This window comes from Acidisphaera sp. L21, from assembly GCF_009765685.1.
In the GTDB taxonomy this organism is placed as follows: Bacteria; Pseudomonadota; Alphaproteobacteria; order Acetobacterales; family Acetobacteraceae; genus LMUY01.
The window spans coordinates 24,952-49,268 of the sequence record NZ_LMUY01000007.1 but is presented as its reverse complement, the minus strand read 5'-3'; the positions used below and the strand labels follow the sequence as shown (position 1 = coordinate 49,268).

Below are 24,317 nucleotides of genomic sequence, written 5' to 3'. Positions count from 1 at the left end.
GCAAGTAGATGGCTGGCTGTCCGTTCGCATCACGTCGCGGGTTTCTGGGGGCGGCCACCGGGTTTGTGGCCGCACTTGGCACCGCGCGCGCAGCGGACACGGCGCCGGCCAACGGCGTCAACCCCGCCGGCCAGGCGGTCGGGCGGCGTCTGCAGGAGCCATTTTTCGCCCCGCACCAGGGTGGCATCGTCACCGCCCGGCAGAACCACACCTATTTCGCCACCTTCGACTTGGTGACGGACAAGCCCAGTGACCTCGTGACCCTGTTGCGGAATTGGACGGCGGTGGCAGCCCGCCTGTCCCGTGGCGAGGACGCAGCGGCGCCAGCCGCGACCCAGGACGCGCCCGGCACCGACACGGGTGAAACCGCCGGGCTGGATGCGGCGCGGCTGACCATCACCTTCGGCTTTGGCCCCGGCATGTTCGAGCATGAGGGGAAAGATCGCTACGGCCTGAAGGCGAAGCGGCCGGAGGCGCTGGTCGACCTGCCAAAATTCAACGGCGACCAATTGGAAGATGCCCGCACCGGCGGTGATCTGTCGGTCCAGGCCTGCGCCGACGATCCCCAGGTGGCATTCCACGCCGTGCGCCAGATGGCGCGGCTGGCCAAGGGCGTCGCCGTTCTGCGCTGGACCCAGACCGGCTTCACCCCCAACGCCGCGGCCGAGGACACGCCCCGCAACCTGATGGGCTTTCGTGACGGCACCCAAAACCCCGTTGCCCGGCGCCCGACCGAAACGGCTGGGGGCACCACGACCACGAACCCGGCCAGCCTGGAAGATGTCGTCTGGGTCGGGGACGAAGGCCCGGCTTGGATGCGCAACGGCAGCTACATGGTCGTCCGCCGCATCCGCATGGCGTTGGAGCATTGGGACGATACCGACGTGTCGTTCCAGGAAGAAACCATCGGCCGGCACAAGGCATCCGGGGCGCCGATCGGCGGCAAGAGCGAGTTCGACCCGATCGACCTCGATGCCATGGATGCGGACGGCAACCCGCTGATCGCGCAAACCGCGCATGTGCGCCTGGCTGCCGCCGCCAGCAATGACGGCGCGCAATTACTCCGCCGGGCGTTCTCCTACAATGACGGCACCAACATCACGGCGGAGCGGTGGCCGCCCTGGCGCCAGGGGCTGGAATACGACGCCGGGCTGCTGTTCATCTGCTACCAGCGCGACCCACGCGCCAGCTTCATCAAGATGTTCGAAACGATGTCCAAGCTGGACATGCTGAACCAGTACACCACCCACACCGGCAGCGGCCTGTTCGCCATCCCACCCGGCGCCGAACCGGGCGGATTCATCGGGCAGGGGCTGTTCTAGCTCGCGGACAGGAACAGCGGCAGCGTCAACGCCGCGATCAGCGCCAGTTCCGGCGCATCCGCCTCGCTGAACCGATCGGTGCCGGCGGAGATGCTGAGGCTGGCGATGCATTTGCCGCTGACCATTACCGGCACGTTCACCATGCCACCGACGCCCAGGCTCTTGATCAGTTCGTGGTCGAAGAAGGTGCGTTCGATGTCGGCGGCGGTGTGGCAGATATACAATTCGCCCTCATCCAACGTCTTCTTGCCCCAATGCGTGTCCTTCTTCTGCTTTCGCCCACCGACCGGGTAGGCGGTGGTATTGCTGGAATAAAGCCGCTCCACCTCGGACGTTGCGGCCAGATGGTTCAACGCGGTGAATAGCTTGCGGTCGTACAACCGGTCGACCAGCGCATCGATCGCGGCCCAGGCGGCGGTGCGGTCAGGGGCGGCGGTCAGGGTCATCACGTGGATGATGTCGTCGCGGGTGATCTCGGCCATGGCGTAGGCTCCTTCAGGTTCGGCGTAGAATGGGATGGTCCGGTGGTTCGGGCACCAGCCCCCGCGTGCGGAAGCGCAGCACCACCAGCAGGGCGGCAGTGACCAGGAATTGCTGCAGGGCGGCGGCCTGCACCGCGCCCAGCCAGGGAATGTAGGGCGTGATGAAGCGTGTGCCCTCGAGGAAGATCACCACCACCAGCCCGCCCAGCACGGCCCCCCGATTATTGCCAACGCCGCCCGACAGCAGCGCCATCTTGATATACAGCGTCAGCAACGGAACGAAGATGTCCGGCACCACGAACGAGGTGTAATGCGCGTACAACGCCCCGGCCAGCCCCAGCGCCGTGCAGCCGATCGCGAAGGCCAGCACCTTGAACGCCAGCACCGGCTTGCCCGCCACCGCCGCCACCTGCTCGTCATCGCGAATGGCCCGCAGCACCCGGCCGAATGGCGAGTAGCTGAGCCGTTGCGCGAGCAGGTAGGCGATCAGCACGATCACCACCACCAGCGCCAAATAGGCCAGGTTGAACTCCGACGGGGTCAGTACGCTGCGCCACGGGCCGGGAATGCCGGAAATCCCGTCCGTCCCGTTCGTCAACCAGGTTTCGTTGCTGGCGGTGGTGCGCAACGATTCGGCAAAACCCAGCGTCACGATGGCCAGGTAGTCGCCACGCAACCGCGCCGTGATCAGCGCCACCAGCGCGCCCGCCACCCCACCGGCAACGGCCCCCGCCACCATCCCGACGCCGATGGCCACGCCTAATTTCGTGGTCAGCAACGCCGAGGTATACGCACCCACCGCGAAGAACCCGACCAGGCCCAAATTGACCAACCCGGCCATGCCCCAGATCACGTTCAGCCCGATCGCCATCAGCGCGTACAGCCCGGCGGTCACACCCAGGGCGACGAGGTAATTTTCCATCCTAGTACGCCCGCTGGCCCAGCAGGCCGGACGGCCGCAGGATCAGCACCAGCAGGATTGCCAGAAACCCGACGACGCTGCGGTAATTCGGCGTCAGCACCAGCAGGCACAATTCTTCCCCCACGCCGATCGTCAGCGCCCCCAGCACCGCGCCGGGTATGCTGCCCAGCCCACCCACCACGGCGGCGGCGAAGACCGACAGCATCACGCGAAACCCTGTCAGCGGGTCGATCGTGGTGTCCAGCCCGATCAGCATGCCGCCAACACCGGCCAGGCCCATCCCGACGAAGGAGACGATGCGTGCCACCCGCACCGCATCGACACCCTTGATGCGCGCCAGTGCCGGGTTGTCGGCCACCGCGCGCATCGCCTTGCCAGCGCGGGTGAAGGCCAGGAAGGCGAACACCGCGGCCATCACCACCAGCGAGATCGCCATGTTCTCCACCTGCTGCGGGCCGAGATGCAGCCCGGCGAAGCGCCAATCCCGTGTGATCGGCAGATCGTACCCACGCAGATCATTGCCAAAAATCATGCGCAGCAGGTTTTCCAGCGCAATGGTCAGCGCGATCGACCCGATGGCCGTGGTCGCGAACCCGGCGGCGCGGAACGGTCGCAGCACAAACTCGTCCGTCGCCACGCCCACCAACCCCGCCGCCAGAAACGCCAGCCCCAGCGACGGTATGATGGACCAGCCTAAGACCACATTGGCGATCCAGCCGGCGAACGCGCCCACCGTCGCATGGGATGCGAGCGCGAAGTTCGGGAACCGCAACACCGCGTAGATCGCCGTCAGGCCGATGGCCGGGACTGCCAGGATGGTGCCCGCCATCAGCCCATTGATCACCAACTGGGCGACATCTTTCAGCAATCAGACGACCTTCAGGAAAGTCAGCGCGCCGTTCTTCACCACCAAGTAGCGGAACTTGCAGTCCTGGATGTCGCCGATATCGGTGAAGTCGCAGGGCCCGCTGGCGCCCTCGTAATTCACCTCGCCACCCTTCGCCAAAATCGTCAACCCATCCACCGCGCTATACACTTTCGTGCCAGCACCCTGGGAAACGGAGCGCACCGTATCCCGGATCGCCGTGCCCGTTGCGGCCTTCGCCTTGGCGATCGACAGCGCCACCAGGCTCATCCAATCCACCGCCTGCGTCTCATACGAATCCGGGTCCTTGATCCCCAGCAGTTTGGCCGCGTTGGCATAGGCCGGCGAATCGATGTCCGCCGACGGTTGCACGGTATACGTTCCCTCCGTCACTTCCTTCGGCAGCGATTCCACCGCCTTGCTCGTCAGCGCGTAGGATTGCGTGAAGCGCGGGCCATCATACCCTGCGCGATACAAATCGCGCAGCAGCACGCTTACATCCGGGGTATAGCCGTTCAGATAGACCATGTCCGGCGAGCCACGCAGGATCTGATCCACCTCCGAACGGTAGCTGGTCTTGTTCGGCTCGTAGATCAGCCCGCCGGTCAACGACGAGCCATTCTTCGCCAACACGTCCTTCACCCGTTCCTGCGTCGGCTGCGCGAAGGGCGCCTGGATCGACAACAGCCCGACCTTCTTCGCCCCCGTGCTGGCGATGAACTCGGCGTGCTTGGCGCCTTGCAGATAGTTGTTCGGCTGCGTCCGGATCAGATAGCCCTGGTGCGGTAGCTTGGTGATCGTGTCCGCACCTGACGTCGTGGTCAGGAACGTCTTGCTCTCCCAGCACACCGGCGCCACTGCGGACGTCACGGCGGAGGCCCAGGTGCCCATGATCACCGGCACCTTGTCCACGTCCACCAGCTTGCGCGCCGCCCGCACCGCGGCTTCCGGGTTGGTCTGGTCGTCCTCGATCACGAAGGTGATCTTGCGGCCCAGCAAGCCGCCCGCATCGTTCACCTGCGCCGCAACCGCCTGGATCGCCTTCATCATGCGTGGCCCGTCATAACCGCCAGCGCCCGTCAGCGGCGTCAGAATCCCCAGCGTCAAAGGCACGCCCTGCGCGCGGGCAATATAGGGCGCGGCTAAGGCGGCGGCGCTCCCCGCCAGAACGCTACGCCGGGTCAGGCGAAATTGGGCTGTGCTCATCTCGTTCGGTCCCCTGTTGCGCGAACTATCCACCAAGGAAGATCCGCTTGATATCCGGGTCGGCGGCCAATTCGCTGGCGATCCCGGTGGCGCCGGTTCGCCCGTCCACCAGCACGTAGGCGCGATCGGAAATCGCCAGTGCCTCGTTCGCATTCTGCTCCACCAGGGCGATCGACAATCCGCCCTTGTTGATCGCCTGGATCTGGTCGAACAATTCCTGCGCCGCCTTGGGCGACAACCCGGCGGACGGTTCGTCCAGCAACAGCAGCACCGGCGCCACCATCAGCGCCATGCCCATCGCCAGCAACTGCCGCTCCCCACCCGACAGGGTGCGCGCCGCCTGCCGCCGCTTGCGCCCCAGCACGGGGAAGCGCTGCATCGCGTCTTCCATCCGGCGCGGGATTTGCTTCGGGTCGACATAGCCGCCCATCTCCAAATTCTCCCGCACCGTCATGGTGGGAAACACATTGTGCTCCTGCGGCACATAGGCGATGCCAAGCCGTGCCAGATCCGGTGGAGCCATCCCCGTCACCACCCGGTCCTGCAACATGATCGACCCGGCGGACGGCGTCAGCAGCCCGGCGATGGATTTCAGCAGCGTGGATTTACCCGCACCATTCGGCCCGATGATGCAAACGATCTCCCCCGGCTGCACCGCAAAATCCAAGCCCTTCAGGATCTGGTCCGCAGCGGAATACCCGGCGACGATGCCCGACACGGTCAGGAGGCCCAACGCGCACCGCCCATATACGCATCCTGCACCGTCACATCGGCCGCGACCTCGTCAAACGTGCCCTCGGTCAGCCGGCGGCCCTCCGCCATGACGATGACGTGGTCGCAGAGCCGGGCGATCATGTCCATCTGATGCTCGATCAGCAGCAGGGTGATGCCGTCGGCCACGATCTCCTGCAGCCGTTCGCCAATTTCGCGGCACAGCGTCGGGTTTACGCCAGCGAGCGGTTCGTCCAGCAGGATCAGCTTTGGCTCGGTCATCAGCGCGCGGCCGATCTCCAGCAGCTTCTTTTGGCCGCCGGACAACGCCGCCGCCGGATTGTCGATCACTGCGCCCAGCCGCAGGCGGGTCGCGATTGCCTCTGCACGCGCCATCAACTCGGATTCGCGTGCCAACATCCGCCTGGTGCGTAGCAGGGCCGTAAACACGCCCTCGCCGGGTTGCGCCGCGCCATACAGCAGCAGGTTCTCCCGCACCGTCAGCCGCGGACAGCCGCGGGCGATCTGGAATGTTCGGACAAGCCCGGCGCGGGTGATGCGGTCGGCACGCCACCCGGTGATGTCCTGCCCGTCGAACACGATGCGCCCGGTATTCGGCGGCACCACGCCGGACAGGCAGTTGAACAGGGTGGTTTTGCCCGCACCATTTGGCCCGATCAGCCCGGTAATGGCGCCGGGCGTCACGTCCAGCGTCACACCATTCAGCGCATGCACGCCGTAGAATTGGCGGGTGACGTCGCGAACTTCCAGCAATGCCATACCGCGCCTCCCGCATTCTTTCGAAAGCGGTCGGACTAAGCAGCATCCATGCCAGCCCCGTCCAGAGGGGACGAGCTAGTAACGCATCGACCCGCCGGAGCTGCTCTGCGAGTTCTGCGGTGCGTAGACGAAGCCTGGCGGCAGCCGCTGCGCCGGTTCGCCCGCCGGCTCGACCGGCGCAATCACGCCGGGGCCGCGTAGCAGGTCGCATTTCCAGCGCCACCCGGCGGAGTGCCCGGTCAGTTGCCCACCGCGGTCATACCCGCAGGCGCAGCCACCTTCACTCACCTGGCCGTCCAGCGCCTCGTTGCAGCGGGGCAGCATGGGTTGCGTGGCCGCGGCGAAGGCGGTCAGGCAAAGTGCGGCAACGATGGCTACCACGCGGGTCATGCCCGCAACTCTGCGCCGGGATGGTTAAGCGCCCGTAAACGCCTCAGCCGCCCAAAAAGCGGCGCGTCCATGCCTCGTAATCCGCCCCTCCCGTCACCTCCCGCATCAGCGCCGCCGGGGCCACGCCGCCGATCGCACTCGGCGCCGTGCCGTCCCGCAGCGCCTTCAGCGTGGCATGGATGGCCTGGACCGAGGCGGCGAACGGCTGGTGCCCCTGCAGGCTGATCCGCACCCGGGACGCGGCGAGCTTGGCCTTGTCGCCCAACGCGGGCGGGGCGCTGCCCAGGATGATCGGTAGCGTGGTGGCGGCTGCCAGCGCCTGCAATTGGCTGGTCTCTGTAATCCCGGTGAAGAACAGCGCATCCGGCCCCAGCGCGGCGTAGGCCCTGGCCCGCGCGATGGCGTCGTCCATCCCGCTGATGGCGACGGCGCTGGTGCGTGCCACGATCGCCAACGCCGGGTCATCCCGTGCCGCCAGCGCCGCGGCGATTTTGCCGGCGCCCTCCTCGATCGACAACAGGGTCGGCTTCGGAGTGGCAAATGGGGTGGGAAGGTCGGTATCCTCGATCGTCAGCGCCGCAATGCCGGCAGTCTCCAACTCCTGCACCGTGCGCATCACGTTCAGCGCGTTGCCGTAGCCGTGGTCCGCATCCACCAGCACGGGCAGCGGCGCGGCGCGGCAGATCCGGCGTGCTTGCTCCGCGAACTCGGTCAGCGTCAGCACCACGATATCCGGCGCCCCCAGCACCGCCAGCGACGCGACGGACCCGGCGAACATCGCCAACTCGAACCCCAGCGACCCAGCGATGCGGGCAGAAATCGCGTCGTGTACCGACCCCGGGTGGATGCAGACATCCCCGGCTAGAATGTCGCGAAACCGCAGGCGCATCCGGTGGGCCGTATTCGCTGACATGACGCTCATCCATCCCGTTTGGCCGCAGTATGGCTGGGGCAGGGCAGCAGCGAAAGGTTGACCCCCTGCCGTTTTGCACGGCGACGGCGCATAAGGGCCGCCGAGTATGTCGCGATGATGGAAGGTGCCCGATATGGCTGCGTTCGACCCTAAGACCACGGCGCTGGTGCTGATCGATCTGCAGAATGGCATCGTGGGGATGCCCCTGGCACCCCGCTCCGGCCCGGATGTGCTCGCAGCCGGTCAGGGCCTGGCCGAGCGGTTCCGCAAGGCCTGTGCGCCCGTGGTGCTGGTCAACGTCGCCTGGGCGTCCGATTTCGCCGACGCGCCGAAGGGTGAGGTGGACCAGGCGAACCCACGGCCCGAAGGCGGCCTGCCCGCAGAATGGAGCGCCCTGGTCGAAGGCCTGGCCCAACCCGGCGACATTCTGGTGCAGAAGCGCAATTGGGGCGCGTTCTACGGCACCGATCTGGACCTGCATCTACGCCGCCGCGGCATCCGCACGATCGTGATCGGTGGCATCGCCACCAATTTCGGCGTCGAGTCCACGGTGCGTAATGCGTGGGAGCTGGGGTACAGCGTGGTGGTGGTGGAGGATGCCTGCGCCACGACGACGGCGGAGCTGCATGGCGTCGCAATCAAGCTGATCTTTCCACGCATCGCGAAGGTTGCGGTGGCTGATGATATCGAATTCGCCAAAACCTAAGGACAAACCGCGCCGCACTCGACATCATTCAACCCGAATTCGCGACCAGGAGAATGTGCGGTGTCAGGTAAAAATTGGGACAGAGTGCCAATCGATGCACAGAGCATCGACGCGCCACTGTCACAAGCCGCTGTGTTTCTCGTCATCACCGTCGCCAACGACCCATCCACCCTGGCGCAGGTCTGTACCGTGCTGGGTGGGCTGGACGACCTCGTCAAGACGGTCGGCTGTCTTGCATCGCTGGAATCGGCCGTAATCTCTAGGATCGTCTGCAACCCGGCAGCCGGCCGAGGGAAGTCCATTCCTTCGCGACGATCAGCGGGGCGGTGCACACGGCGCCGTCGACCCCGGGCGACGTCGTCTTTCACATCCGGTCCGAACGCCCCGATCTCTGCTTCGAGTTACCTGCACGATCTCGACGCATGGGGCCGTGTTTCGACCCCCGTGCAAGAAGAAATCATCGGCCGCACGAAGATCGACAATGTCGAAATCAATGACGATGCTGCCCCACGAAAGTCGCACAAATCATTGGCCACCATCGTCGATCCCGACGGCAACGAGTACGACATCCTGCGCGACGACATGCCGTTCGGCCGGCCGGGGCATCGGGAGTTCGGCACCTATTTCATCGGCTATTCGCGCTATCTCTGGGTTATCGAGAAGATGCTGCAACGCATGTATATCGGCGAGCCGGCAGCATCATATGATCGACTGCTCGATTTCTCGAAACCGCAAACCGGCACGACATTCTTCGCCCCCGCCCGACCAGCGCTACAAAGCCTGGTTCAGGCCGCCTCGTCCGGTTGAGCCGCTTTCCCAAAACGGCTGACGGCGTGATCGATGAAGCTGCGCAAAATCTGCGTAGGCGGACGCGTCGCGGCAAACAGGATGTGCAGCGGGCGCGTAGGCGTCTCATAATCGGGCAAAACCTGAACCAATCGCCCGGCCGCAAGATCATCGGCGAGGATGATTTTAGCCTGTAGCACGATGCCTTGTCCTGCGAGCGCCGCTGCCTGCAGCACACGCGCGTCGTTCACCTGAAACCGGCTGCGCACCTGAACCTCGTGAACCTCTCCGTCCTTGACGAATCGCCAATCGGAGAGCGATTGGCCTGAGGCGAAGACAAAGCCCAGGCAGTCATGTGCGAGCAGGTCGGCAGGAACCAACGGTGTCCCGCGGGCAGCAAGATAGCCCGGCGTGGCGCAGGCGATCAGCCGGTAAGGCGTCAGCGCGCGGGCGATGAGTTGTGAATCCTTCAACGCCCCAAGGCGGATCACGGCATCATAACCCTCGCCGACGACATCGACATAGCGATCGGTCAGATCGAGCGCGACCTCCACCTGCGGATAGGCCTGCAGGTAGCAAGCCACGAGAGGCGCCAGGGCGATGCTGCCGAAGGTCACGGGCGCACTGATCCGCAAACGGCCTCGCGGTGTGGTGCTCAGTTCGCGGGCCGTGGCCTCCGCCGCGTCCGCCTCCGCCAGCACGACCCGGCAGCGCTCGTAAAACATCTGCCCGATGGCGGTCAGGCTCTGGCGCCGGGTCGAACGTTGAAGGAGCTGTGCGCCGACGCGCTCTTCAAGAAAGCTCACGTGCTTGCCGACCATTTGGGACGACAAGCCGAGTGCGGTCGCCGTGGCCGTGAAGGAGCCGAGATCAGCCGCCTTCACGAAGACGGCCATACTGCTGAGGCGATCCATCATTCCAAACCAAGGGTTTCAGATGATCCAATATCACATCCCTTAATCATCGGGCCGCATCCAATTATCGTTCGATCCCTGGCATAGGCCAGAGGGAGACCAGAATGCGCTTTTTCACCGTGACGATGTCCCACCCGGACGGGGAGGGGTGGAACCGGCACCTAACCGCCCACGTGGACTATCTGAAGCAACTGGTCGCAGCGGGCAGCTTGCGGGCATCCGGGCGCCTCGTCGGCACCCCGCTTCGCTCTGGCTTTCTAATTTTCACCGTACCCGATCGCGCCACGGTAGAGGCGCTGGTCGCAGCGGACCCGTTCGCGACCGAAGGACTTATCGAGACATTGACCATCACCGAGTGGGACCCGCTCTTTGGTGCCTTCGCGGCGGAGTCGTCCGGCAACCTGCCCGGACTCGTAGCCTCGTCCGGAGCCTGAGAGATGAGTGAATTCTACGAACTCGCGACGCTTGCCCTCCCGCTTCTCTCCGTGGCGGAGGGGGCGAAAGCCGCGCAGGACTGGGTCTCGGCGCCCCGGGCCGTTGGCACCCTGTTGGGATGCTGGCGTACGGAGATCGGCCCGCTCGGCCGCATTCTCATCCTACGCGGCTTCGATGATGCCGATGCCCTGCAGCAGGAGCGCAGGCGAGCGCTGTTGAGCGCCAATCCGTTCAACGCCGGGCAATTGGTCACGGCGCTGGAGATGGATAGCTACGTGCGCTTTCCCTTTCTGCCGCCGGCGCAGCCCGGCGCGCGTGGACCCGTCTACGAAGTCCGCACCTACAAGCTGAAGCCAGGCGGCCTGGCGCCGACGCTCGCCGGCTGGGACGCTGCCATCGCGCCGGCGGGCGACTACACGGCGCATTTGGTCATCAACATGTATGCGCTCGACGGACCGCCGCGGATCACCCACATCTGGGGCTTCGACAGCCTGGCGCAGCGCGCATCACTGCGCTCTGCCGCCTATTCTGCCGGCGTCTGGCCGCCAAAGGATGGCCCCGAAAACATCCTCGAGGCGACATCCACGATCGCGCTGCCGCAGAGCGGGTCGCCGCTACGCTAGAACTCCTCCCACCCATCCGCATCCGCCGCTGGGGCACGCTTAGCGGCGCTTCGGCCAGTCGTCTTCATCACCACTGCCTTGGCCGGGCGAGCCGGGCGCTGCATCGGCGCGACATTGGCGAGCGGCTCGGCAGTGCCAAGGTGGAAGCGTCGGGTCAGTTGCACCAACCCCTCTGTCTCCTGCGCCAACGAGTGGCTGGCGGCGGTGCTTTCTTCCACCATGGCGGCGTTCTGCTGAGTCACCTGGTCCATCTGGTTGATGGCGGTGTTCACCTGCGCCAGGCCGCTTGCCTGTTCATGCGCACTGGCAGCGATCTCCGTCACGACACCGTCGATCTCGCCCACCTGGCTCACGATCCGCGACAGGGAGCGGCCGGTTTCGCCCACCAGTTCCACGCCACGATCCACCTGCTGCGACGACGTCGAGATCAGCGCCTTGATCTCCTTCGCCGACTCCGCACTGCGCTGCGCCAGCGCGCGCACCTCGCTGGCAACCACCGCAAAGCCACGCCCGGCATCGCCCGCCCGGGCCGCTTCCACGCCGGCGTTCAGCGCCAGCAGATTGGTCTGGAACGCGATTTCGTCGATCACGCCGATGATCTGGCTGATCTGCTTGGCGGAGGTTTCGATCGCGCTCATCGCGGTCACCGCGTCCCGCACGACCTTGCCGGAATGCTCGGCATCGGCCTTGGCCGTGGACACGACGCTGCGCGCCTTCTCCGCCCCCTCGGCGGTCTTGCGCACCGTGGCGGTAATCTCGTCCAGTGCGGCGGCGGTCTCTTCCAGGCTGGCGGCCTGTTGCTCCGTCCGGCGGGATAGGTCGTCGGCAGCCTGGGTGATCTCGCTGGTGCCGGAGCGGATGGTGGTGGTGTTCTCGACGATGACGCCCATGGCCGACTGCAATTGCGTCGTCGCGGCGTTGAAGTCGGCGCGCAATTGCTCGTATTCCGCGGCGAATGCGTCCGGCAGGCGCACCGTCAGGTCACCCTCCGACAACTGGGACAGGCCGCTGGCGATGGCGTCCACGACGGACTTTTGCGACGCGGCGGCGGTCTCGCGCTCCGCTTCGTGCTGGACGCGCTGGGCCTCGGCTGCGTGGCGGTGGCTGGCGGCTTCGGCCTCGATCTGGGTCTTCTGGATCGCGGCGTCCTTGAACACCTGGACGGTGCCGGCCATGGCGCGCGTTTCGGCCAGCGAGCCGCCGGTCGGCACGGCGCACTCCATGTTGCCAGCCGCCAGTTCGCGCATGGCCGTCGATAGTGCCCGGGTTGGGCGCGTGATGGACCGGATGGCGATGGTCGCGACCCCCACCAGCAACACCAGCAGGCCCAGCGCCACGCCGCCCAACACGATGGCGGATTGGCGAAATTCGGCGGCCAAATCATCCATGTACATGCCGGTGCCGATCACCCAATTCCACGGCTGGTAGAACCGGTAGACGCCCAGCTTCAGTTGCGGCTTCGTCTCGCCAGATTTCGGAAACTGATACTCCACCATTCCGACGCCGTCGCGGATGGCGCGTGGCAGCACGTCCGGGATCCAGGCGAACCCGTTGGAATCGACGACCTTGGAGAAATCGGCGCCCACCAGCTTCGCGTTCGGATGGCCAACGATCAGGCCCTTGGAATCCAGCAGGAAGAAATAGTCGCCCTTGCCGTGGATCATCGCGACGACCTGCGCTGCGGCGCGGGTCTTCGCAGCCTCCTCCGTCATCGCGCCGGAGGCGACGAGCGCGCGATCGGTGTCGATCAGCCGGGCCAGCGCCTCGCTGGAATCCGTCAACTCGTTGATCCGCTGGCTGCGCATCGCCTGCCATTGCGACTGCAATCCGAAGCCCACCAGCACGAGCAGGCCAACCCCGAATAGCGCGGTCAGCGCGTAGAGCCGGACGGAAAGGCGAGAAAATACGGAAGCGCGCATGATACCCCGGAGTGTCATCCCGGATACAGTTTGCCGGCGAAATATGAAGAGACCGTTGAACGGTGAATCGCTGGTCGGCCACCGTTAACCTTCGCGTCGCCCTGGACACCCGGCGCCAGCGCGAGTAGGCGCTTCCGTCCATTGCTGGAGGGACCCCAATGTTCCGCTTGGACGGAAAGACCGCGCTGATCACCGGCGCATCCGGTGGCATCGGCGCTGCCATCGCCCGCAGCCTGCACGCCCAGGGCGCCCGCGTCGCCCTGTCCGGCACGCGCGCCGATGCGCTGGAGGCCCTGGCGGCCGAGTTGGGTGACAACGCCCATGTCTGCCCCGCCGATCTGCGCGACCCAGCGGCCCCCGATGCGCTGGTCGCCGCGGCCGAGCAGGCGGCCGGCCCGTTGGACATTCTGGTGAACAACGCCGGCTTCACCCGCGATATGCTGGCCCTTCGCATGAAGGACGATGATTGGCAGGCCGTGCTGGACGTGGACCTGACGGCGCCGTTCCGGCTGACCCGGGCCGCGCTGAAGGGCATGGTCCGCCGCCGCGCCGGCCGGATCATCGCCATCGCCAGCATCGTCGGCACCACGGGCAATCCCGGCCAGGCGAACTACGCCGCCGCGAAGGCCGGGCTACTGGGCATGTCGAAATCGCTGGCGCAGGAAGTCGGGTCCCGCGGGATCACTGTCAACGTCGTATCCCCCGGCTTCATCCAGACCGCGATGACCGACAAGCTGAACGACGACCAGAAGAAGCGGCTGACCGACTCGATCCCGCTGGGCCGCATGGGCCAGCCGATGGATGTGGCGGCGGCCGTCGCCTATTTGGCGTCGGAGGAGGCAGGCTGGGTCACCGGCGCCACGCTCCACGTCAATGGCGGCATGGCGATGGTGTAGGGCGCGACGAAGGCGGACGGCGCGGGGCGAACCACCTCCGCCAGGGCGGCGGCGACCTGGTCCACCACCCCGGTCCAGTCGCCGGGGCGGGCCTGGCGGAACAGCCGCATGCCAGCGTACCAGGGCGAGTCGGTGCGATCGAGCATCCACCGCCAGTCCGGCGCATAGGGCAGCATCACCCACACCGGGATGCCCAGCGCGCCCGCCATATGCGCCACCGCGGTGTCGACGGTGACGATCAGATCCATCGAGGCAATGGCGGAAGCGGTCTCCTTCCAATCGGTCAGGTGCTCGGTCACATCGGCCACGCCGGGCAGGGACGCCACCTCGGACGCGGACGCGCCGACCTGCAGGCTGATGAGCGATCCTTGCGCCGCATCCAGAATGGGGCCGAGCGCCGCAATCGGCATCGACCGGTTGGCGTCATTCGAGTGCAGCGGGTTGCCAGCCCAAACCAGCCCGACGCGCAGGCCGACGGGCAGTAGCCTGTTCCAATGCGCAGCGCGCGCCGGGTCGGCCTGCAGATAGGCGGTCGGGGCGGGCACATCGGCCAGCGTGGTGCGGAACAGGCGCGGCAGGCTCATCTGGTCGACCCACAGATCGTGGTCCGGCCGCTCGCCCCGGGTGCAGGCAATGGCCACGCCCGGCATCGCCTGCAGCAGCAGCACCAGCGAGCCGGCGCATTCGACCATCACCGTGGCGCCACGTGCGGCCAGCATCGGGAAGTAACGCGCGAATTGTATCGTGTCGCCCAGGCCCTGTTCAGCCAGCACCAGGATCGTCCGGCCATCCAGCGGACCACCATCCCATTGCAGACCCGGCGGGTTGGTGAAGCTGTCGGGGAAGCGCCGCTTACGCCACTCGTATTTCTCCCACCCGGCTGCCATGTCGCCGGATAGCAGCAGGGCGACGCCCTGGTTCCAATGGGCCGCAGCGAAATCCGGCTGCAGATCGATGGCGGCTTGGGCGCAGGCAACCGCCTCGGCCAAACGGTGGGTTTCGGCCAGCAGGTGGCCCAGGCTCGCATGCGCCTCCGCCAAATCCGGCTTGATCGCGATCGCATTGCGGATATGGCGTTCGGCCAGGTCGCGCTTGCCCAGATCGGAGTGGGCGTTGCCCAGGTTCAGGTGGGTTTCGGCATCCAGCGGGCTGCCCCGCAGGGCGATGGTGAAGGCATCCACCGCCTCCGCCGGCCGGCCCAGCGCGTTCAGCGCGGTGCCGCGCAGCGTGTGCACGGCGGCCAAGCCGTGATCCCCAACCAACGGCGCCAGAGTGTCTAGCGCATCGAACGGCTCGCCGGCCGCCATCTGCGCCCGGGCCAACGCAACCCGCCCATCGCGATGCGTCGGGCGCAGCGCCAGCCCGCGCGCCAGGAAACTGGTGGCCTCTGCCGCGCGCCCATCGGCCAGCATGCATTGGCCCAGCAGAAACAGCGCGTTCGGCTGGTCGGGCTCGGCCGCGAGCACGTCGCAAAGGATGGTTTCCGCCTCGACATAGCGCCCGGCGCGACTATGAGTGATGGCCAGCAGCAATGCTTCGATAGGGTCCGGCATGCCGGCAGTCTGCGCCCGCCCTGTTAACCAGACGTGAAGCTGCCGGCACCGCGCCAAACCGTCACCCGCCCGGCGCCGTGCGCCCGTTCGGCCAGCAATTCGCCCAGGACCACAGCCTCATCCCGCGCGCTTTCCGCGACAATCAGCGCGCCCGGCGCGATCCAGCCAGCCTTCGCCAGCGCCGCCACCGCGCGCGGCAGCAAATCCCCACCATAGGGCGGGTCCAGAAACACCAGGTCGCAGGGTTGCCCGGCCGGCGGTGTCAGCACATCGGTCGCTAGCACCCGCGCCATCGCCCCCCGGCACAAGGCGATATTGGCGCGCAACGCCTCCAGCGACGCCCGGTCCCGCTCCATGAACACGGCGGAGGCAGCGCCACGGGACAATGCCTCCAGCCCCAGCGCACCCGTGCCGGCAAAGGCGTCCAGCACCACCATCCCGTCCAGCCGCCCACCCCAGGGCGCATGCAGCAGCATGTCGAACAATGCCTGCCGCAGTCGCTCCGCCGTGGGGCGAGTGCCCTGGCCAGCCGGCGCCTGCAAAATCCGGCCGCGCCACGTGCCGGCGATAATTCTCAGACGCGTCCCCCCTCAGCCCCGATCCCGCGGTTTCGCCTTCGCGACGTCCGGCACCTGCTCCCGCAGCACCTTGCCCGTCACCTCATCCACCTCGCCCCGCGCCAGATTCCCAAGTTGGAACGGCCCGTAAGCCACCCGGATCAGCCGCGTCACCTGCAGCCCCAGATGCATCATCACCCGGCGCACCTCCCGATTGCGCCCCTCGTTCAGGCTCACGCTCAGCCACGTGTTACTGAGCGCCCGGGAATCCACCGCCGCTTCGATCGGGCCATACTTCACGCCCTCCACCGTCAACCCGTTGACCAGCCCGGCCAGCGAGCGTTCCGGCACGACCCCATGCACCCGCACCCGGTAGCGCCGAGTCCAGCCATTGGACGGTAGCTCCAACTGCCGGGCCAACCCGCCATCATTGGTCAGCAACAGCAGCCCCTCGCTGTTCAGATCCAGCCGGCCGATGCTCACCACGCGGGGCAGGTGCTCGGGCAGACGCTCGAACACGGTCGGGCGGCCTTCCGGGTCCCGGTGCGTGGTCATCAGCCCCTCGGGCTTGTGGTAGCGCCACAGCCGCACGCGATCGGGCGCGTCCACCACCCGGCTGTTCACCTGCACGATGTCGCCGGGGCTGATGAAGGTCGCCGGGTGGGTGACCGGGGCGCCGTTCAGCCTCACCCGGCCCTCGGTCAGCAGCTTCTCCGCATCGCGGCGGCTCGCGACGCCAGCGCGGGCCAGCCATTTCGCGATCCGCTCCCCCCGCTCCGGGGTTTCCGGGGCCGTTGCATCGGACCCGGCGGCGTCGTCCGGCTCGTCGCTCACGACGCGGCGGCGATGAAGGCGGTGAAGATCCGACTATCGCCCGGGTCGATCAGGAATTCCGGATGCCACTGTAGCCCCAGGCAGAAACGGTAGCGTGCATCCTCCACGCCCTCCACCACGCCATCCGGCGCCACCGCATTCACCACGGCATGCGGCCCGGGGGTGGCAACAGCCTGGTGGTGGGCGGAGTTCACCTGCATCGTGTCGCTCCCGACGATGCGGTGCAGCAGCGTGCCCGGCGTGACCGCCACGGCGTGCCCCGGCTCGTTGCGCGGGTTTGGCTGCTCGTGCGCCAGCGCGTCGGTGATGCTGTCCGGGATGTGCTGGATCAGCGTGCCACCCAGTGCCACCGCCAGAAGCTGCTGGCCGCCGCAAATGCCCAGCACCGGCATATCCCGCGCCAACGCGCCCTGCACCAGCGCCAACTCGGCAGCGGTGCGACGGTCCTTCAACGTCACGGTGGGGTGCACGTCCGTTGCCCCATACAGCGCCGGCGACACGTCGAACGCACCCCCCGTCACCACCAGCCCATCCAGCCGGTCCAGCATCGCGGCTGCCAACGCCGGGTCATGCGGCAGGGCCACTGGCAGGCCGCCAGCGGCGGCGATGGCGTCGGTGTAGTTCGCGCGCAGCGCATACCACGGAAAGCGCGACCAGCCGCCGGGCTGCTCCGCATCCAATGTCACGCCAATGAGAGGTCGATTCATGCCCGTCCCTAGACCCGGCGGCCCCATGTGGGCAAGACGAACCCGATGGATGCCATGGCGATCGCACTGCAAGAGGCCCATTCGGCCGCCGCCCGCGGCGAAGTGCCCGTTGGCGCCGCTCTGGTGGCGCCAGACGGCACTCTCATTGCCCGCGCCGGCAACCAGGTGGAGGCAACGCACGACGCCAGCGCCCACGCCGAACTGCTGGTCATGCGAGCCGCCGCCCGATACCTCGGTTCCCCCCGCCTGCTCGGCTGCACCCTGGCGGTCACGCTGGAGCCATGCCCGATGTGCGCCGCCGCTGCGGTCCATTTCCGCGTCGCCCGCGTCATCTTTGGCGCCTACGACCCAAAGGGCGGCGGGGTCGAGCACGGCCCCCGCATCTTCGACCAGCCCGGCTGCCTTCACCGCCCCGCCATCATCGGTGGCGTACACGAAACCGAGGCCGCCGCGTTGCTACGAAGCTTCTTCGCCGGCCTCCGATAGTTTCTATTCCGACTGATACTGGATCCTACGCTCCGCTTGGTGGATCGCTGCAGCTTCCTCCTCGACGGTCCGGCTGTCGCCAGTCGGCTCCATGTCATAAACCGGGTCCGGCCCCTTCTTCACGCCCGGCGTGACGCGCGGATGGTCCAGCACGACCTGCGCTGCCGCAGCATCCGCCTCGTCCACCCACACCATCACCAGATGCTCGCCCCGCTGCAGGCGGGACGCGATCGCGTGGCTGCTTGAGTTGCTGACGCCCAGCTTCGTCACCATCCCGACGACCGCCCCGATCAGGGCGCCGATCACCGCGAACACCAGGCAGGGCAGCACCCACCCCGTGGCCACCAACGGTTCGGTAAACGGAATCGTGATCGAGCCGACCCCATCCAGCGCCCCGATGCCGGCGCCGATTGCGGCGCCCAGCGTCCCACCGGTCAACGCCGGGCTCTGCGCCGTGTCGGTCGCCACGCCCTGCGGCAGGCGCGCATCCGTCTCGCTCTCGATCAGCGCGATATTACCGGACGAAATTCCTGCGGCCGTGAGGTCCGCAACCACCTCTACCGCCTCGGCGTAGGTGGGGTAGAAGTGGTTGATCGTACGCTGCACCATCGTAACGCTCGTCCCTCAGATTTGTCGGTGAGTGCCCAAGCGCTGTACGCTGGCACTCGTTCCCATATATTAAGGAGATCTCCGTGCCCGTCCACAATCGCATTGCCGATTTCGCCGCGGACATGACGGCGTGGCGGCGCGACATCCATACCCACCCCGAATTGGCCTTCGGCGAACACCGCACCAGCGACCTGGTGGCGGAGCGGCTGGCGTCCTGGGGGATCGAGGTCACGCGCGGCATCGCCGGCACCGGATTGGTCGGCACCCTGCGCAACGGTAGCTCCCCCCGCGCCATCGGCATCCGTGCCGATATGGACGCGCTGCCCATGCCGGAAGCGAACGAGTTCGAATACCGCTCCCAAAACCCGAACGTCATGCACGCCTGCGGCCATGACGGCCACACCACCATGCTGCTGGGCGCGGCACGCTATTTGGCCGAAACCAAGAACTTCGACGGCACCGTCCACTTCATCTTCCAGCCTGCCGAGGAAAACGGCGGCGGTGGCGAGGTTATGGTCAAGGAAGGCCTGTTCGACCGCTTCCCCTGCGACATGGTGTTCGGCGCCCATAACGACACTTCCATCCCGCTCGGCCAGATGACCGCCGTGCCCGGCGCAGTCTGCGCCAACACCGACGATTTCTACATCCGCGTGAAGGGCAGGGGCGGCCACGCAGCCCGCCCTCACCGCGCCATCGACCCGGTGGTGATCGGCGCGCAAATCGTGCTCGGCCTGCAAACCCTAGTCGCTGGCAAGGTCGACCCGCTGGACAGCGCCGTGCTGTCGACGTGCCAATTCCACGCCGGCACCGCCACCAACGTCATCCCCGACGAAGCCACGCTCAGCGGCACCCTGCGCACCCTGAAGGCCGAAACCCGCAACGAGATGGAGCGGCTGATGCGCGAACTCGTCATCGGCACCGCCGCCGCCAACGGCGCCGAGGCCGAGTTCACCTTCGAACGCGGCTACCCCTCCGTCATCAACGACCCGGCGGCGGTCGAACGTGCCGCCAAGGCCGGCGCCAAGCTCCTGGGCGCGGACAAGGTCATCCACGAGCGCCTGCCCGGCATGGGTGGCGAGGACTTCGCCTACATGGCCGAGAAAGTCCCCGGCTGTTTCGTCCGCATCGGCCAGGCCGACGGCGAGAAGGGCACCAAGCCGGTCCATACCGTGCATTACGACTTCAACGACGACATCCTCCCCATCGGCGCCTCCCTGTGGGCAACGCTGGTGGAACAGGAATTGGCCCGCGCATGATCCCCATCGGCACCGGCCAAACCGGGAAGCGCACCGAACGCGACTCCATGGGCGCTATCGAAGTCCCAGCCGAGCATTATTGGGGCGCCCAGACCCAGCGCAGCCTGCAGCATTTCTCGATCGGCAATGACATCATGCCGATCGGGATTCCCCACGCCTACGGCTACGTGAAAAAAGCTGCCGCCCTAGTCAACCTTGCCGCCGGCCGCATGCCAGCCGAAAAAGCCCAAGCCATCTGCGCTGCGGCGGACGAGGTGACCGAAGGCAAGCTGGATGCCGAATTCCCGCTCTTCGTCTGGCAAACCGGCAGCGGAACCCAGTCCAACATGAACGCCAACGAGGTGATGGCCAACCGCGCCACCCAACTCCTCGGCATCGAGATCGGCGGCAAGGGCCGGGTTCACCCGAACGACGACCTGAACATGGGCCAGTCCTCCAACGACACCTTCCCGACCGCCATGCACGTCGCCGCCATCCTCGAACTCGAGGGCAAACTCCTCCCCTCGCTCCGCGCCCTGCACGCCGCCATCGCCGCCAAATCCGCCGAATGGGCCGACGTGGTCAAAATCGGCCGCACCCATTTGCAGGACGCCGTCCCGCTGACGGTCGGCCAGGAATGGGGCGGCTGGGCCGCGCAACTCGAATTCGCCATCAAGGGCGTCGAACATTCCCGGAATGCCCTCTACGAACTCGCCGCCGGCGGCACGGCCGTCGGCACCGGGCTCAATGCCCCGCCGGGCTTCGCCGAGGGCATCGCTGCCGAGATCGCGAGGCTCACCGGCCACCCCTTCATCACCGCCGCCAACAAGTTCATGTCCCTCGGCGGCCTGGACGCCATGGTCGCCGCGATGGCCGCCCTGCGCGGTGTCGCCGTGGTGTTGCTCAAGGTCGCCAACGACGTTCGCTGGCTCGGGTCGGGCCCGCGCTGCGGCCTTGGCGAACTGGTGCTGCCGGAAAACGAACCCGGCTCCTCCATCATGCCCGGCAAGGTGAATCCTACCCAATGCGAGGCCATGGTCATGATCTGCACCCAGGTGATTGGGGAGGACGCGGCCGTCGCCTTCGCCGGCGCCCAGGGCCAGCTCCAGCTCAACGTCATGCGCCCGATCGTAATCAACAACTTCCTGCACAGCGCGCGCATCCTGGCCGACGGCGCCGGCACCTTCCGCCGCTACACGATCGAGGGCACGGCGCTGAACCGCGCCCGCATCGCCGAACTGCTAGACCGCTCGCTCATGCTGGTCACCGCCCTGGCCCCCACGGTCGGCTACGACAAAGCCGCCCACATCGCGCACGAGGCCCACGTCCACGGCACCACCCTGCGCGAGGCAGCCTTGGCATCCGGCGCTATCGACGCAGAAACCTTCGACCGGGTGGTGGACGCGCGCGCAATGGTATGACGCCAAACCGTGAGCAACCATAGAGATCCAAACAATACGTCCGAATCCTATGGTCGCCCCACGAGTCTATTCAAAAGCCAAACTTTTATAGATCTCTCAGCTAACAGTTAGCCAATTTTCTTGCGGCGCTGGACGGCTACCAGTCCAAACAGGCCAGAGCCAAGAATTGCAAGCGAAACGGGCTCGGGAACGAAGGTGATGGATCCCGAAACCGTGCCGCCGAGTCCGCCGCCCGCTGGGCCACCTGGAACATACTCGCCCAGTATCGACGCGCCGTCAGCCGGTGTGAAATCAACGATGTCACCAGCCGGAAACCCAGATGGATGCATCGCCCCATCGGAATACAGCATCCCCGTAATGGCGCCAGTCGTGAAATCAACTGTCAGATTTGTGACGGATACATCCTGAACAACAGCCCCGTAGCCATTGATTGTGCCAGTGGTCGATCCGTATGTCGCACTATTCGTTGCAGCACTATAGGTCGGATTCGTGCCCGACAAAGTAAAGCTGTAGTTTGCAAGATCTCCCCCAGCCAACTGGGGCAAATCAGAAGACGCAGAATAGGTTGAAAATGCACCGTTAATTGTAATAACTTGTGTTGGAACCGGAAAAGGCAAGCTTTCTGCCGCGGTTCCAGTGAAGGTCGTGTTCAGTGTGGTTGCAAGCGCGGGGCCAACCCCGACCAGGCCGCTCATCAATCCCGCGGCTACAAGCGTTTTAAATCCGTGCATGGTCACTTCCTGTGTTCAACTGGACACACCAGTGCAATTAGCGTGCCAAATTTCATCGGGAGAATAGTTTTTTGGCATCATCAGCCCAGTGTGCCGAAATCGGATAATACTTCGCGAATTTAGCCCGGAAAAAGACAGATAATCTATCTTCGGCGATGTGAGGCAGGGTCGATAAATTTCGACGTTTCGCTAGTGTAAATTCCTCCGACGCCCGCGACATCGCACAAAGCGCATATCGTTCTAAGCCGCCGCAGGATATTACGGAGTCGGAAAAGAGCCATTCGCCGTCATGCCCGATCGGGTAATCCCGCCTTCACCACCGCCCCACCGGCAGCCTCTTCCCCCCGAACCGAATATCGAATGCGACCGTCACTCTCTCCCCCGGCCCTTCGAACGGCCGAGTGCCATGCCAAAGATAACTCGGGAACAGCACCAGCCGCCCCGGCACCGCGCGCACCAGCCGCCGCTTCGGCGCCGCACGTAACGGCACCTCAAACCCAGGCCGCCCGATTTCCAAACACCCGGCATCCTCCGCCCCCGCGAACGGCGGCACCGCCACGTAGAACACCCCGCTCAAGCAGCCACCCGGGTGAATATGCGGCACGTGGTAGCCGGAGGCCCGCAGCACGATCGACCAGCTGTGATAATGCAACTGCGCCGGCATGGCGGCGAAAAATGGATGCGCATCATCCACCGGCCGCTTCGCCAAATAGCGACCGATCGCCGCATCTAGCGCGCCGCGCAATTGCCGTATGCTGTCCACCGGCTCGGCGAACAGTTCGTTGCTCGTTTGCGTTCCACCCCGGACGCTCTGGCCGCGCGGCGCATACTCCCGGTGGCGCAACCCGATCAGGTCCGCGGCCAAAACCCCCAGCGCCCCCGCATCGATGTCGAGGTCGATCACCGTTACAAGCTCATCCGGATCGCTCAGCCGCTGCGCCTCTTCCGCCAACCCCGCCATTTGCAGCGCCAGGGTGCGATACGCGATCGCACCCTGATCGAACCGGTCGTGCCGCAGCACAGCGTCGCAAGCCGCCAACGCCGCTGCCGGGTCACCCGATTTCAGCGCCACCAGCGCTAGCCCAAGCTGCGGCTCCGTCCGGTCCCGCGCCAGCACCGCCGCCGCGCGATACGACACCGCGGCCCCGGCCCAATCCCGCCGCCGATGCGCCGCATCGCCCAACGCGCAATGCGCCTCGCCCAGCCCGGGATCCCGCACCAGCGCCTGGCGCAACGCGTCCTCCGCCTGCCGCTGCTGTCCGGCGACGCCAAGCACGCGCGCCAACTCCAGCCAGCAGCCGCCATCCGCCGGATGTGTCGCACAAAGCTGCCGTCGCACCGCCACGGCCTCGTCCACCCGACCCAGATCCAGCAGCAACTTGGTCAGGTTGTCGCTCCCCTCCGGATGGCAGGGCTCGGTCTCCAAGACACGGCGGAACCACGCCTCCGCCTCGTCGTCCCGGCCAAGGCTGCGCAGGGCAGTGCCAAGATTGTTCATCGCCTGCGTCGCCTGCGGGGCCTCGCGAAGGATCGCCTGGTATTCCATCGTCGCGGCCGCCACGTCCCCGCTCTCCTGCAGCACGCAGGCCAGGTTGATGCGCGCGTTCATCAACGCCGGGCCGGCTGCCAGCGCCTGGCGATACAACGCCGCCGCCGCCGCCAAATCCCCCGCCTGCTGCGCGATGACCCCTGCATTCAACGCCGAGGCCGCATCCGACGGGTCCATCGCCAGCGCGCGCGCATAGGCCACCGCCGCCTCCGCCCCGCGCCCGGTGTCCTGCAGCACCTGGCCCAATGCCCGTTCGGCAAAGCCCTGCTGCAACAGCGGCGCAGCCGTGGAGAACGCCGCCACCGCCTCGCCGAGCCGCCCGGCCTCGCGTTCCACCACGCCCAGATTGAACCACAGGCTGCCCGACACCGGGTCCAGCGCCAGGCCCTCGCGAAAACTCGCCGCGGCCCCGGCCAGGTCGCCGCGGTGTTGCTGGATCAGCCCGTGATGCTCCAGCACCACGCCGCTGCGGTGCCCGCGCGCCAACGCCCGCCCGACCCGCTGCGCCGCGAGTTCGACCCGGCCCTGCTGAAACGCCAGCATCCCCGCCATGTGCAGCGTCGGCCCATGCGACGGCTCGCGCGCCAGCAGGCCGTCATAGGCCAATTCCGCCTCTTCAATCCGCCCCATGCGATGCAGCGCCACGGCTGCCAAGAACGAGGTATCGACCGTGGCAAGATGGGCGGAAAGATCTGTCATCATTGCTTCACACGATGTCCCGACGGCCGTCCCGTCCTATCCCAGCCTCGTTGACGCCGGGTAAAT

The 24,317-nt window shown here is 66.5% G+C and carries 26 protein-coding genes; 9 read left to right on the top strand and 17 right to left on the bottom strand.

Annotated features, from left to right (window positions below):
- The first annotated feature begins 8 nt into the window (after positions 1-8).
- On the top strand, positions 9-1,322 hold the full coding sequence (gene efeB, locus GSQ76_RS01055) for an iron uptake transporter deferrochelatase/peroxidase subunit (protein ID WP_158742060.1): 1,314 nt from the start codon (positions 9-11) through the stop codon (positions 1,320-1,322).
- Here the strand turns inward: efeB and GSQ76_RS01050 are convergent.
- From GSQ76_RS01050 to GSQ76_RS01015, 8 genes are all read right to left on the bottom strand, one after another.
- Positions 1,319-1,804 (bottom strand): hypothetical protein, encoded by a 486-nt coding sequence (locus GSQ76_RS01050; RefSeq protein WP_158742059.1) that lies wholly within the window; start codon positions 1,802-1,804, stop codon positions 1,319-1,321. The genes efeB and GSQ76_RS01050 overlap by 4 nt on opposite strands.
- A 13-nt stretch (positions 1,805-1,817) precedes the next feature.
- Positions 1,818-2,726, bottom strand: a complete 909-nt coding sequence (locus tag GSQ76_RS01045) for a branched-chain amino acid ABC transporter permease (protein ID WP_158742058.1) — start codon at positions 2,724-2,726, stop codon at positions 1,818-1,820.
- A gap of 1 nt (position 2,727) precedes the next feature.
- Positions 2,728-3,594: a branched-chain amino acid ABC transporter permease gene (locus GSQ76_RS01040; RefSeq protein ID WP_254070169.1), complete on the bottom strand. Its 867-nt coding sequence runs from the start codon at positions 3,592-3,594 to the stop codon at positions 2,728-2,730.
- Positions 3,595-4,797: an ABC transporter substrate-binding protein gene (locus tag GSQ76_RS01035; protein ID WP_158742057.1), complete on the bottom strand. Its 1,203-nt coding sequence runs from the start codon at positions 4,795-4,797 to the stop codon at positions 3,595-3,597. It abuts the gene before it with no gap.
- Between the two features lie 25 nt (positions 4,798-4,822).
- Positions 4,823-5,530 carry an ABC transporter ATP-binding protein gene (locus GSQ76_RS01030; RefSeq protein WP_158742056.1) on the bottom strand — a complete coding sequence of 236 codons (708 nt, stop codon included), beginning with the start codon at positions 5,528-5,530 and terminating at the stop codon, positions 4,823-4,825.
- Positions 5,518-6,288 (bottom strand): ABC transporter ATP-binding protein, encoded by a 771-nt coding sequence (locus tag GSQ76_RS01025; RefSeq protein ID WP_158742055.1) that lies wholly within the window; start codon positions 6,286-6,288, stop codon positions 5,518-5,520. The genes GSQ76_RS01030 and GSQ76_RS01025 overlap by 13 nt, the downstream gene beginning before the upstream one ends.
- Positions 6,289-6,363: 75 nt before the next feature.
- A complete protein-coding gene (locus GSQ76_RS01020) occupies positions 6,364-6,678 on the bottom strand; it encodes a hypothetical protein (RefSeq protein ID WP_158742054.1) in 315 nt (104 codons plus the stop codon).
- Between the two features lie 43 nt (positions 6,679-6,721).
- Entirely contained in the window at positions 6,722-7,591 is an 870-nt protein-coding gene (locus GSQ76_RS01015; RefSeq protein WP_216850842.1) for an oxaloacetate decarboxylase, read from the bottom strand.
- 133 nt (positions 7,592-7,724) lie between these two features.
- Between GSQ76_RS01015 and GSQ76_RS01010 the strand changes: the two genes are divergently transcribed.
- Positions 7,725-8,297 (top strand): hydrolase, encoded by a 573-nt coding sequence (locus GSQ76_RS01010; RefSeq protein ID WP_158742053.1) that lies wholly within the window; start codon positions 7,725-7,727, stop codon positions 8,295-8,297.
- A 387-nt stretch (positions 8,298-8,684) separates the two neighbouring features.
- Positions 8,685-9,104 (top strand): Dyp-type peroxidase, encoded by a 420-nt coding sequence (locus GSQ76_RS32530; RefSeq protein ID WP_408836151.1) that lies wholly within the window; start codon positions 8,685-8,687, stop codon positions 9,102-9,104.
- Here the strand turns inward: GSQ76_RS32530 and GSQ76_RS01000 are convergent.
- Positions 9,083-9,979 (bottom strand): LysR family transcriptional regulator, encoded by an 897-nt coding sequence (locus GSQ76_RS01000; RefSeq protein ID WP_254070168.1) that lies wholly within the window; start codon positions 9,977-9,979, stop codon positions 9,083-9,085. The genes GSQ76_RS32530 and GSQ76_RS01000 overlap by 22 nt on opposite strands.
- A 122-nt stretch (positions 9,980-10,101) precedes the next feature.
- Between GSQ76_RS01000 and GSQ76_RS00995 the strand changes: the two genes are divergently transcribed.
- Together GSQ76_RS00995 and GSQ76_RS00990 are read left to right on the top strand one after the other, a co-directional pair.
- Positions 10,102-10,431, top strand: a complete 330-nt coding sequence (locus GSQ76_RS00995) for a YciI family protein (RefSeq protein ID WP_158742052.1) — start codon at positions 10,102-10,104, stop codon at positions 10,429-10,431.
- Positions 10,432-10,434: 3 nt separating this feature from the next.
- Positions 10,435-11,055: an NIPSNAP family protein gene (locus GSQ76_RS00990; protein WP_158742051.1), complete on the top strand. Its 621-nt coding sequence runs from the start codon at positions 10,435-10,437 to the stop codon at positions 11,053-11,055.
- Here the strand turns inward: GSQ76_RS00990 and GSQ76_RS00985 are convergent.
- Complete coding sequence (locus GSQ76_RS00985) at positions 11,052-12,974, bottom strand: methyl-accepting chemotaxis protein (protein WP_158742050.1); 1,923 nt, start codon at positions 12,972-12,974, stop codon at positions 11,052-11,054. The two genes, GSQ76_RS00990 and GSQ76_RS00985, sit on opposite strands and share 4 nt — an antisense overlap.
- A gap of 158 nt (positions 12,975-13,132) precedes the next feature.
- Here GSQ76_RS00985 and fabG point away from each other — a divergent pair, with 158 nt between their 5' ends.
- Positions 13,133-13,870, top strand: a complete 738-nt coding sequence (fabG, locus tag GSQ76_RS00980) for a 3-oxoacyl-[acyl-carrier-protein] reductase (RefSeq protein ID WP_158742049.1) — start codon at positions 13,133-13,135, stop codon at positions 13,868-13,870.
- Here the strand turns inward: fabG and GSQ76_RS00975 are convergent.
- Genes GSQ76_RS00975 through GSQ76_RS00960 form a run of 4 tightly spaced genes read right to left on the bottom strand, consistent with a single transcriptional unit; the run spans position 13,795 to position 17,521 of the window.
- Positions 13,795-15,423, bottom strand: coding sequence for a tetratricopeptide repeat protein (locus GSQ76_RS00975; protein ID WP_158742048.1), 1,629 nt, complete (start codon positions 15,421-15,423; stop codon positions 13,795-13,797). The two genes, fabG and GSQ76_RS00975, sit on opposite strands and share 76 nt — an antisense overlap.
- Positions 15,424-15,446: 23 nt before the next feature.
- On the bottom strand, positions 15,447-16,001 hold the full coding sequence (gene rsmD, locus GSQ76_RS00970) for a 16S rRNA (guanine(966)-N(2))-methyltransferase RsmD (protein ID WP_158742138.1): 555 nt from the start codon (positions 15,999-16,001) through the stop codon (positions 15,447-15,449).
- 12 nt (positions 16,002-16,013) lie between these two features.
- On the bottom strand, positions 16,014-16,814 hold the full coding sequence (locus GSQ76_RS00965; RefSeq protein ID WP_158742047.1) for a pseudouridine synthase: 801 nt from the start codon (positions 16,812-16,814) through the stop codon (positions 16,014-16,016).
- Complete coding sequence (locus tag GSQ76_RS00960) at positions 16,811-17,521, bottom strand: gamma-glutamyl-gamma-aminobutyrate hydrolase family protein (RefSeq protein ID WP_158742046.1); 711 nt, start codon at positions 17,519-17,521, stop codon at positions 16,811-16,813. The genes GSQ76_RS00965 and GSQ76_RS00960 overlap by 4 nt, the downstream gene beginning before the upstream one ends.
- A gap of 45 nt (positions 17,522-17,566) precedes the next feature.
- Between GSQ76_RS00960 and GSQ76_RS00955 the strand changes: the two genes are divergently transcribed.
- A complete protein-coding gene (locus GSQ76_RS00955) occupies positions 17,567-18,007 on the top strand; it encodes a nucleoside deaminase (protein WP_158742137.1) in 441 nt (146 codons plus the stop codon).
- A 3-nt stretch (positions 18,008-18,010) separates the two neighbouring features.
- On the opposite strand, the gene GSQ76_RS00950 is transcribed toward GSQ76_RS00955, so the two are convergent.
- Positions 18,011-18,616 (bottom strand): hypothetical protein, encoded by a 606-nt coding sequence (locus GSQ76_RS00950; RefSeq protein WP_158742045.1) that lies wholly within the window; start codon positions 18,614-18,616, stop codon positions 18,011-18,013.
- An 83-nt stretch (positions 18,617-18,699) separates the two neighbouring features.
- Between GSQ76_RS00950 and GSQ76_RS00945 the strand changes: the two genes are divergently transcribed.
- Together GSQ76_RS00945 and fumC are read left to right on the top strand one after the other, a co-directional pair.
- Complete coding sequence (locus GSQ76_RS00945) at positions 18,700-19,872, top strand: M20 aminoacylase family protein (RefSeq protein ID WP_158742044.1); 1,173 nt, start codon at positions 18,700-18,702, stop codon at positions 19,870-19,872.
- Positions 19,869-21,272 carry a class II fumarate hydratase gene (gene fumC / locus GSQ76_RS00940; protein WP_158742043.1) on the top strand — a complete coding sequence of 468 codons (1,404 nt, stop codon included), beginning with the start codon at positions 19,869-19,871 and terminating at the stop codon, positions 21,270-21,272. The genes GSQ76_RS00945 and fumC overlap by 4 nt, the downstream gene beginning before the upstream one ends.
- Positions 21,273-21,379: 107 nt before the next feature.
- Here fumC and GSQ76_RS00935 read toward each other — a convergent pair whose 3' ends face one another.
- Entirely contained in the window at positions 21,380-22,003 is a 624-nt protein-coding gene (locus GSQ76_RS00935) for a PEP-CTERM sorting domain-containing protein (protein WP_158742042.1), read from the bottom strand.
- 313 nt (positions 22,004-22,316) lie between these two features.
- The gene (locus tag GSQ76_RS00930) at positions 22,317-24,251 is read right to left on the bottom strand and encodes a tetratricopeptide repeat protein (protein ID WP_216850840.1); all 1,935 of its coding nucleotides are present in this window, start codon (positions 24,249-24,251) and stop codon (positions 22,317-22,319) included.
- Positions 24,252-24,317 lie beyond the last annotated feature (66 nt).

Excerpts from the sequence above, each read along its gene's own strand:
- GSQ76_RS00950 (WP_158742045.1), bottom strand. The coding sequence starts at position 18,616 with ATGGTGCAGCGTACGATCAACCACTTCTACCCCACCTACGCCGAGGCG.
- GSQ76_RS00985 (WP_158742050.1), bottom strand. The coding sequence starts at position 12,974 with ATGCGCGCTTCCGTATTTTCTCGCCTTTCCGTCCGGCTCTACGCGCTG.
- GSQ76_RS01020 (WP_158742054.1), bottom strand. The coding sequence starts at position 6,678 with ATGACCCGCGTGGTAGCCATCGTTGCCGCACTTTGCCTGACCGCCTTC.
- GSQ76_RS00930 (WP_216850840.1), bottom strand. The coding sequence starts at position 24,251 with ATGACAGATCTTTCCGCCCATCTTGCCACGGTCGATACCTCGTTCTTG.
- GSQ76_RS01045 (WP_158742058.1), bottom strand. The coding sequence starts at position 2,726 with ATGGAAAATTACCTCGTCGCCCTGGGTGTGACCGCCGGGCTGTACGCG.
- GSQ76_RS01000 (WP_254070168.1), bottom strand. The coding sequence starts at position 9,979 with ATGGCCGTCTTCGTGAAGGCGGCTGATCTCGGCTCCTTCACGGCCACG.
- GSQ76_RS01025 (WP_158742055.1), bottom strand. The coding sequence starts at position 6,288 with ATGGCATTGCTGGAAGTTCGCGACGTCACCCGCCAATTCTACGGCGTG.
- GSQ76_RS00960 (WP_158742046.1), bottom strand. The coding sequence starts at position 17,521 with ATGAATCGACCTCTCATTGGCGTGACATTGGATGCGGAGCAGCCCGGC.
- fabG (WP_158742049.1), top strand. The coding sequence starts at position 13,133 with ATGTTCCGCTTGGACGGAAAGACCGCGCTGATCACCGGCGCATCCGGT.
- GSQ76_RS00990 (WP_158742051.1), top strand. The coding sequence starts at position 10,435 with ATGAGTGAATTCTACGAACTCGCGACGCTTGCCCTCCCGCTTCTCTCC.
- GSQ76_RS00995 (WP_158742052.1), top strand. The coding sequence starts at position 10,102 with ATGCGCTTTTTCACCGTGACGATGTCCCACCCGGACGGGGAGGGGTGG.
- GSQ76_RS01015 (WP_216850842.1), bottom strand. The coding sequence starts at position 7,591 with ATGTCAGCGAATACGGCCCACCGGATGCGCCTGCGGTTTCGCGACATT.
- GSQ76_RS00975 (WP_158742048.1), bottom strand. The coding sequence starts at position 15,423 with ATGCCGGACCCTATCGAAGCATTGCTGCTGGCCATCACTCATAGTCGC.
- GSQ76_RS01010 (WP_158742053.1), top strand. The coding sequence starts at position 7,725 with ATGGCTGCGTTCGACCCTAAGACCACGGCGCTGGTGCTGATCGATCTG.
- fumC (WP_158742043.1), top strand. The coding sequence starts at position 19,869 with ATGATCCCCATCGGCACCGGCCAAACCGGGAAGCGCACCGAACGCGAC.
- GSQ76_RS00955 (WP_158742137.1), top strand. The coding sequence starts at position 17,567 with ATGGATGCCATGGCGATCGCACTGCAAGAGGCCCATTCGGCCGCCGCC.
- GSQ76_RS01050 (WP_158742059.1), bottom strand. The coding sequence starts at position 1,804 with ATGGCCGAGATCACCCGCGACGACATCATCCACGTGATGACCCTGACC.
- GSQ76_RS01035 (WP_158742057.1), bottom strand. The coding sequence starts at position 4,797 with ATGAGCACAGCCCAATTTCGCCTGACCCGGCGTAGCGTTCTGGCGGGG.
- efeB (WP_158742060.1), top strand. The coding sequence starts at position 9 with ATGGCTGGCTGTCCGTTCGCATCACGTCGCGGGTTTCTGGGGGCGGCC.
- GSQ76_RS00935 (WP_158742042.1), bottom strand. The coding sequence starts at position 22,003 with ATGCACGGATTTAAAACGCTTGTAGCCGCGGGATTGATGAGCGGCCTG.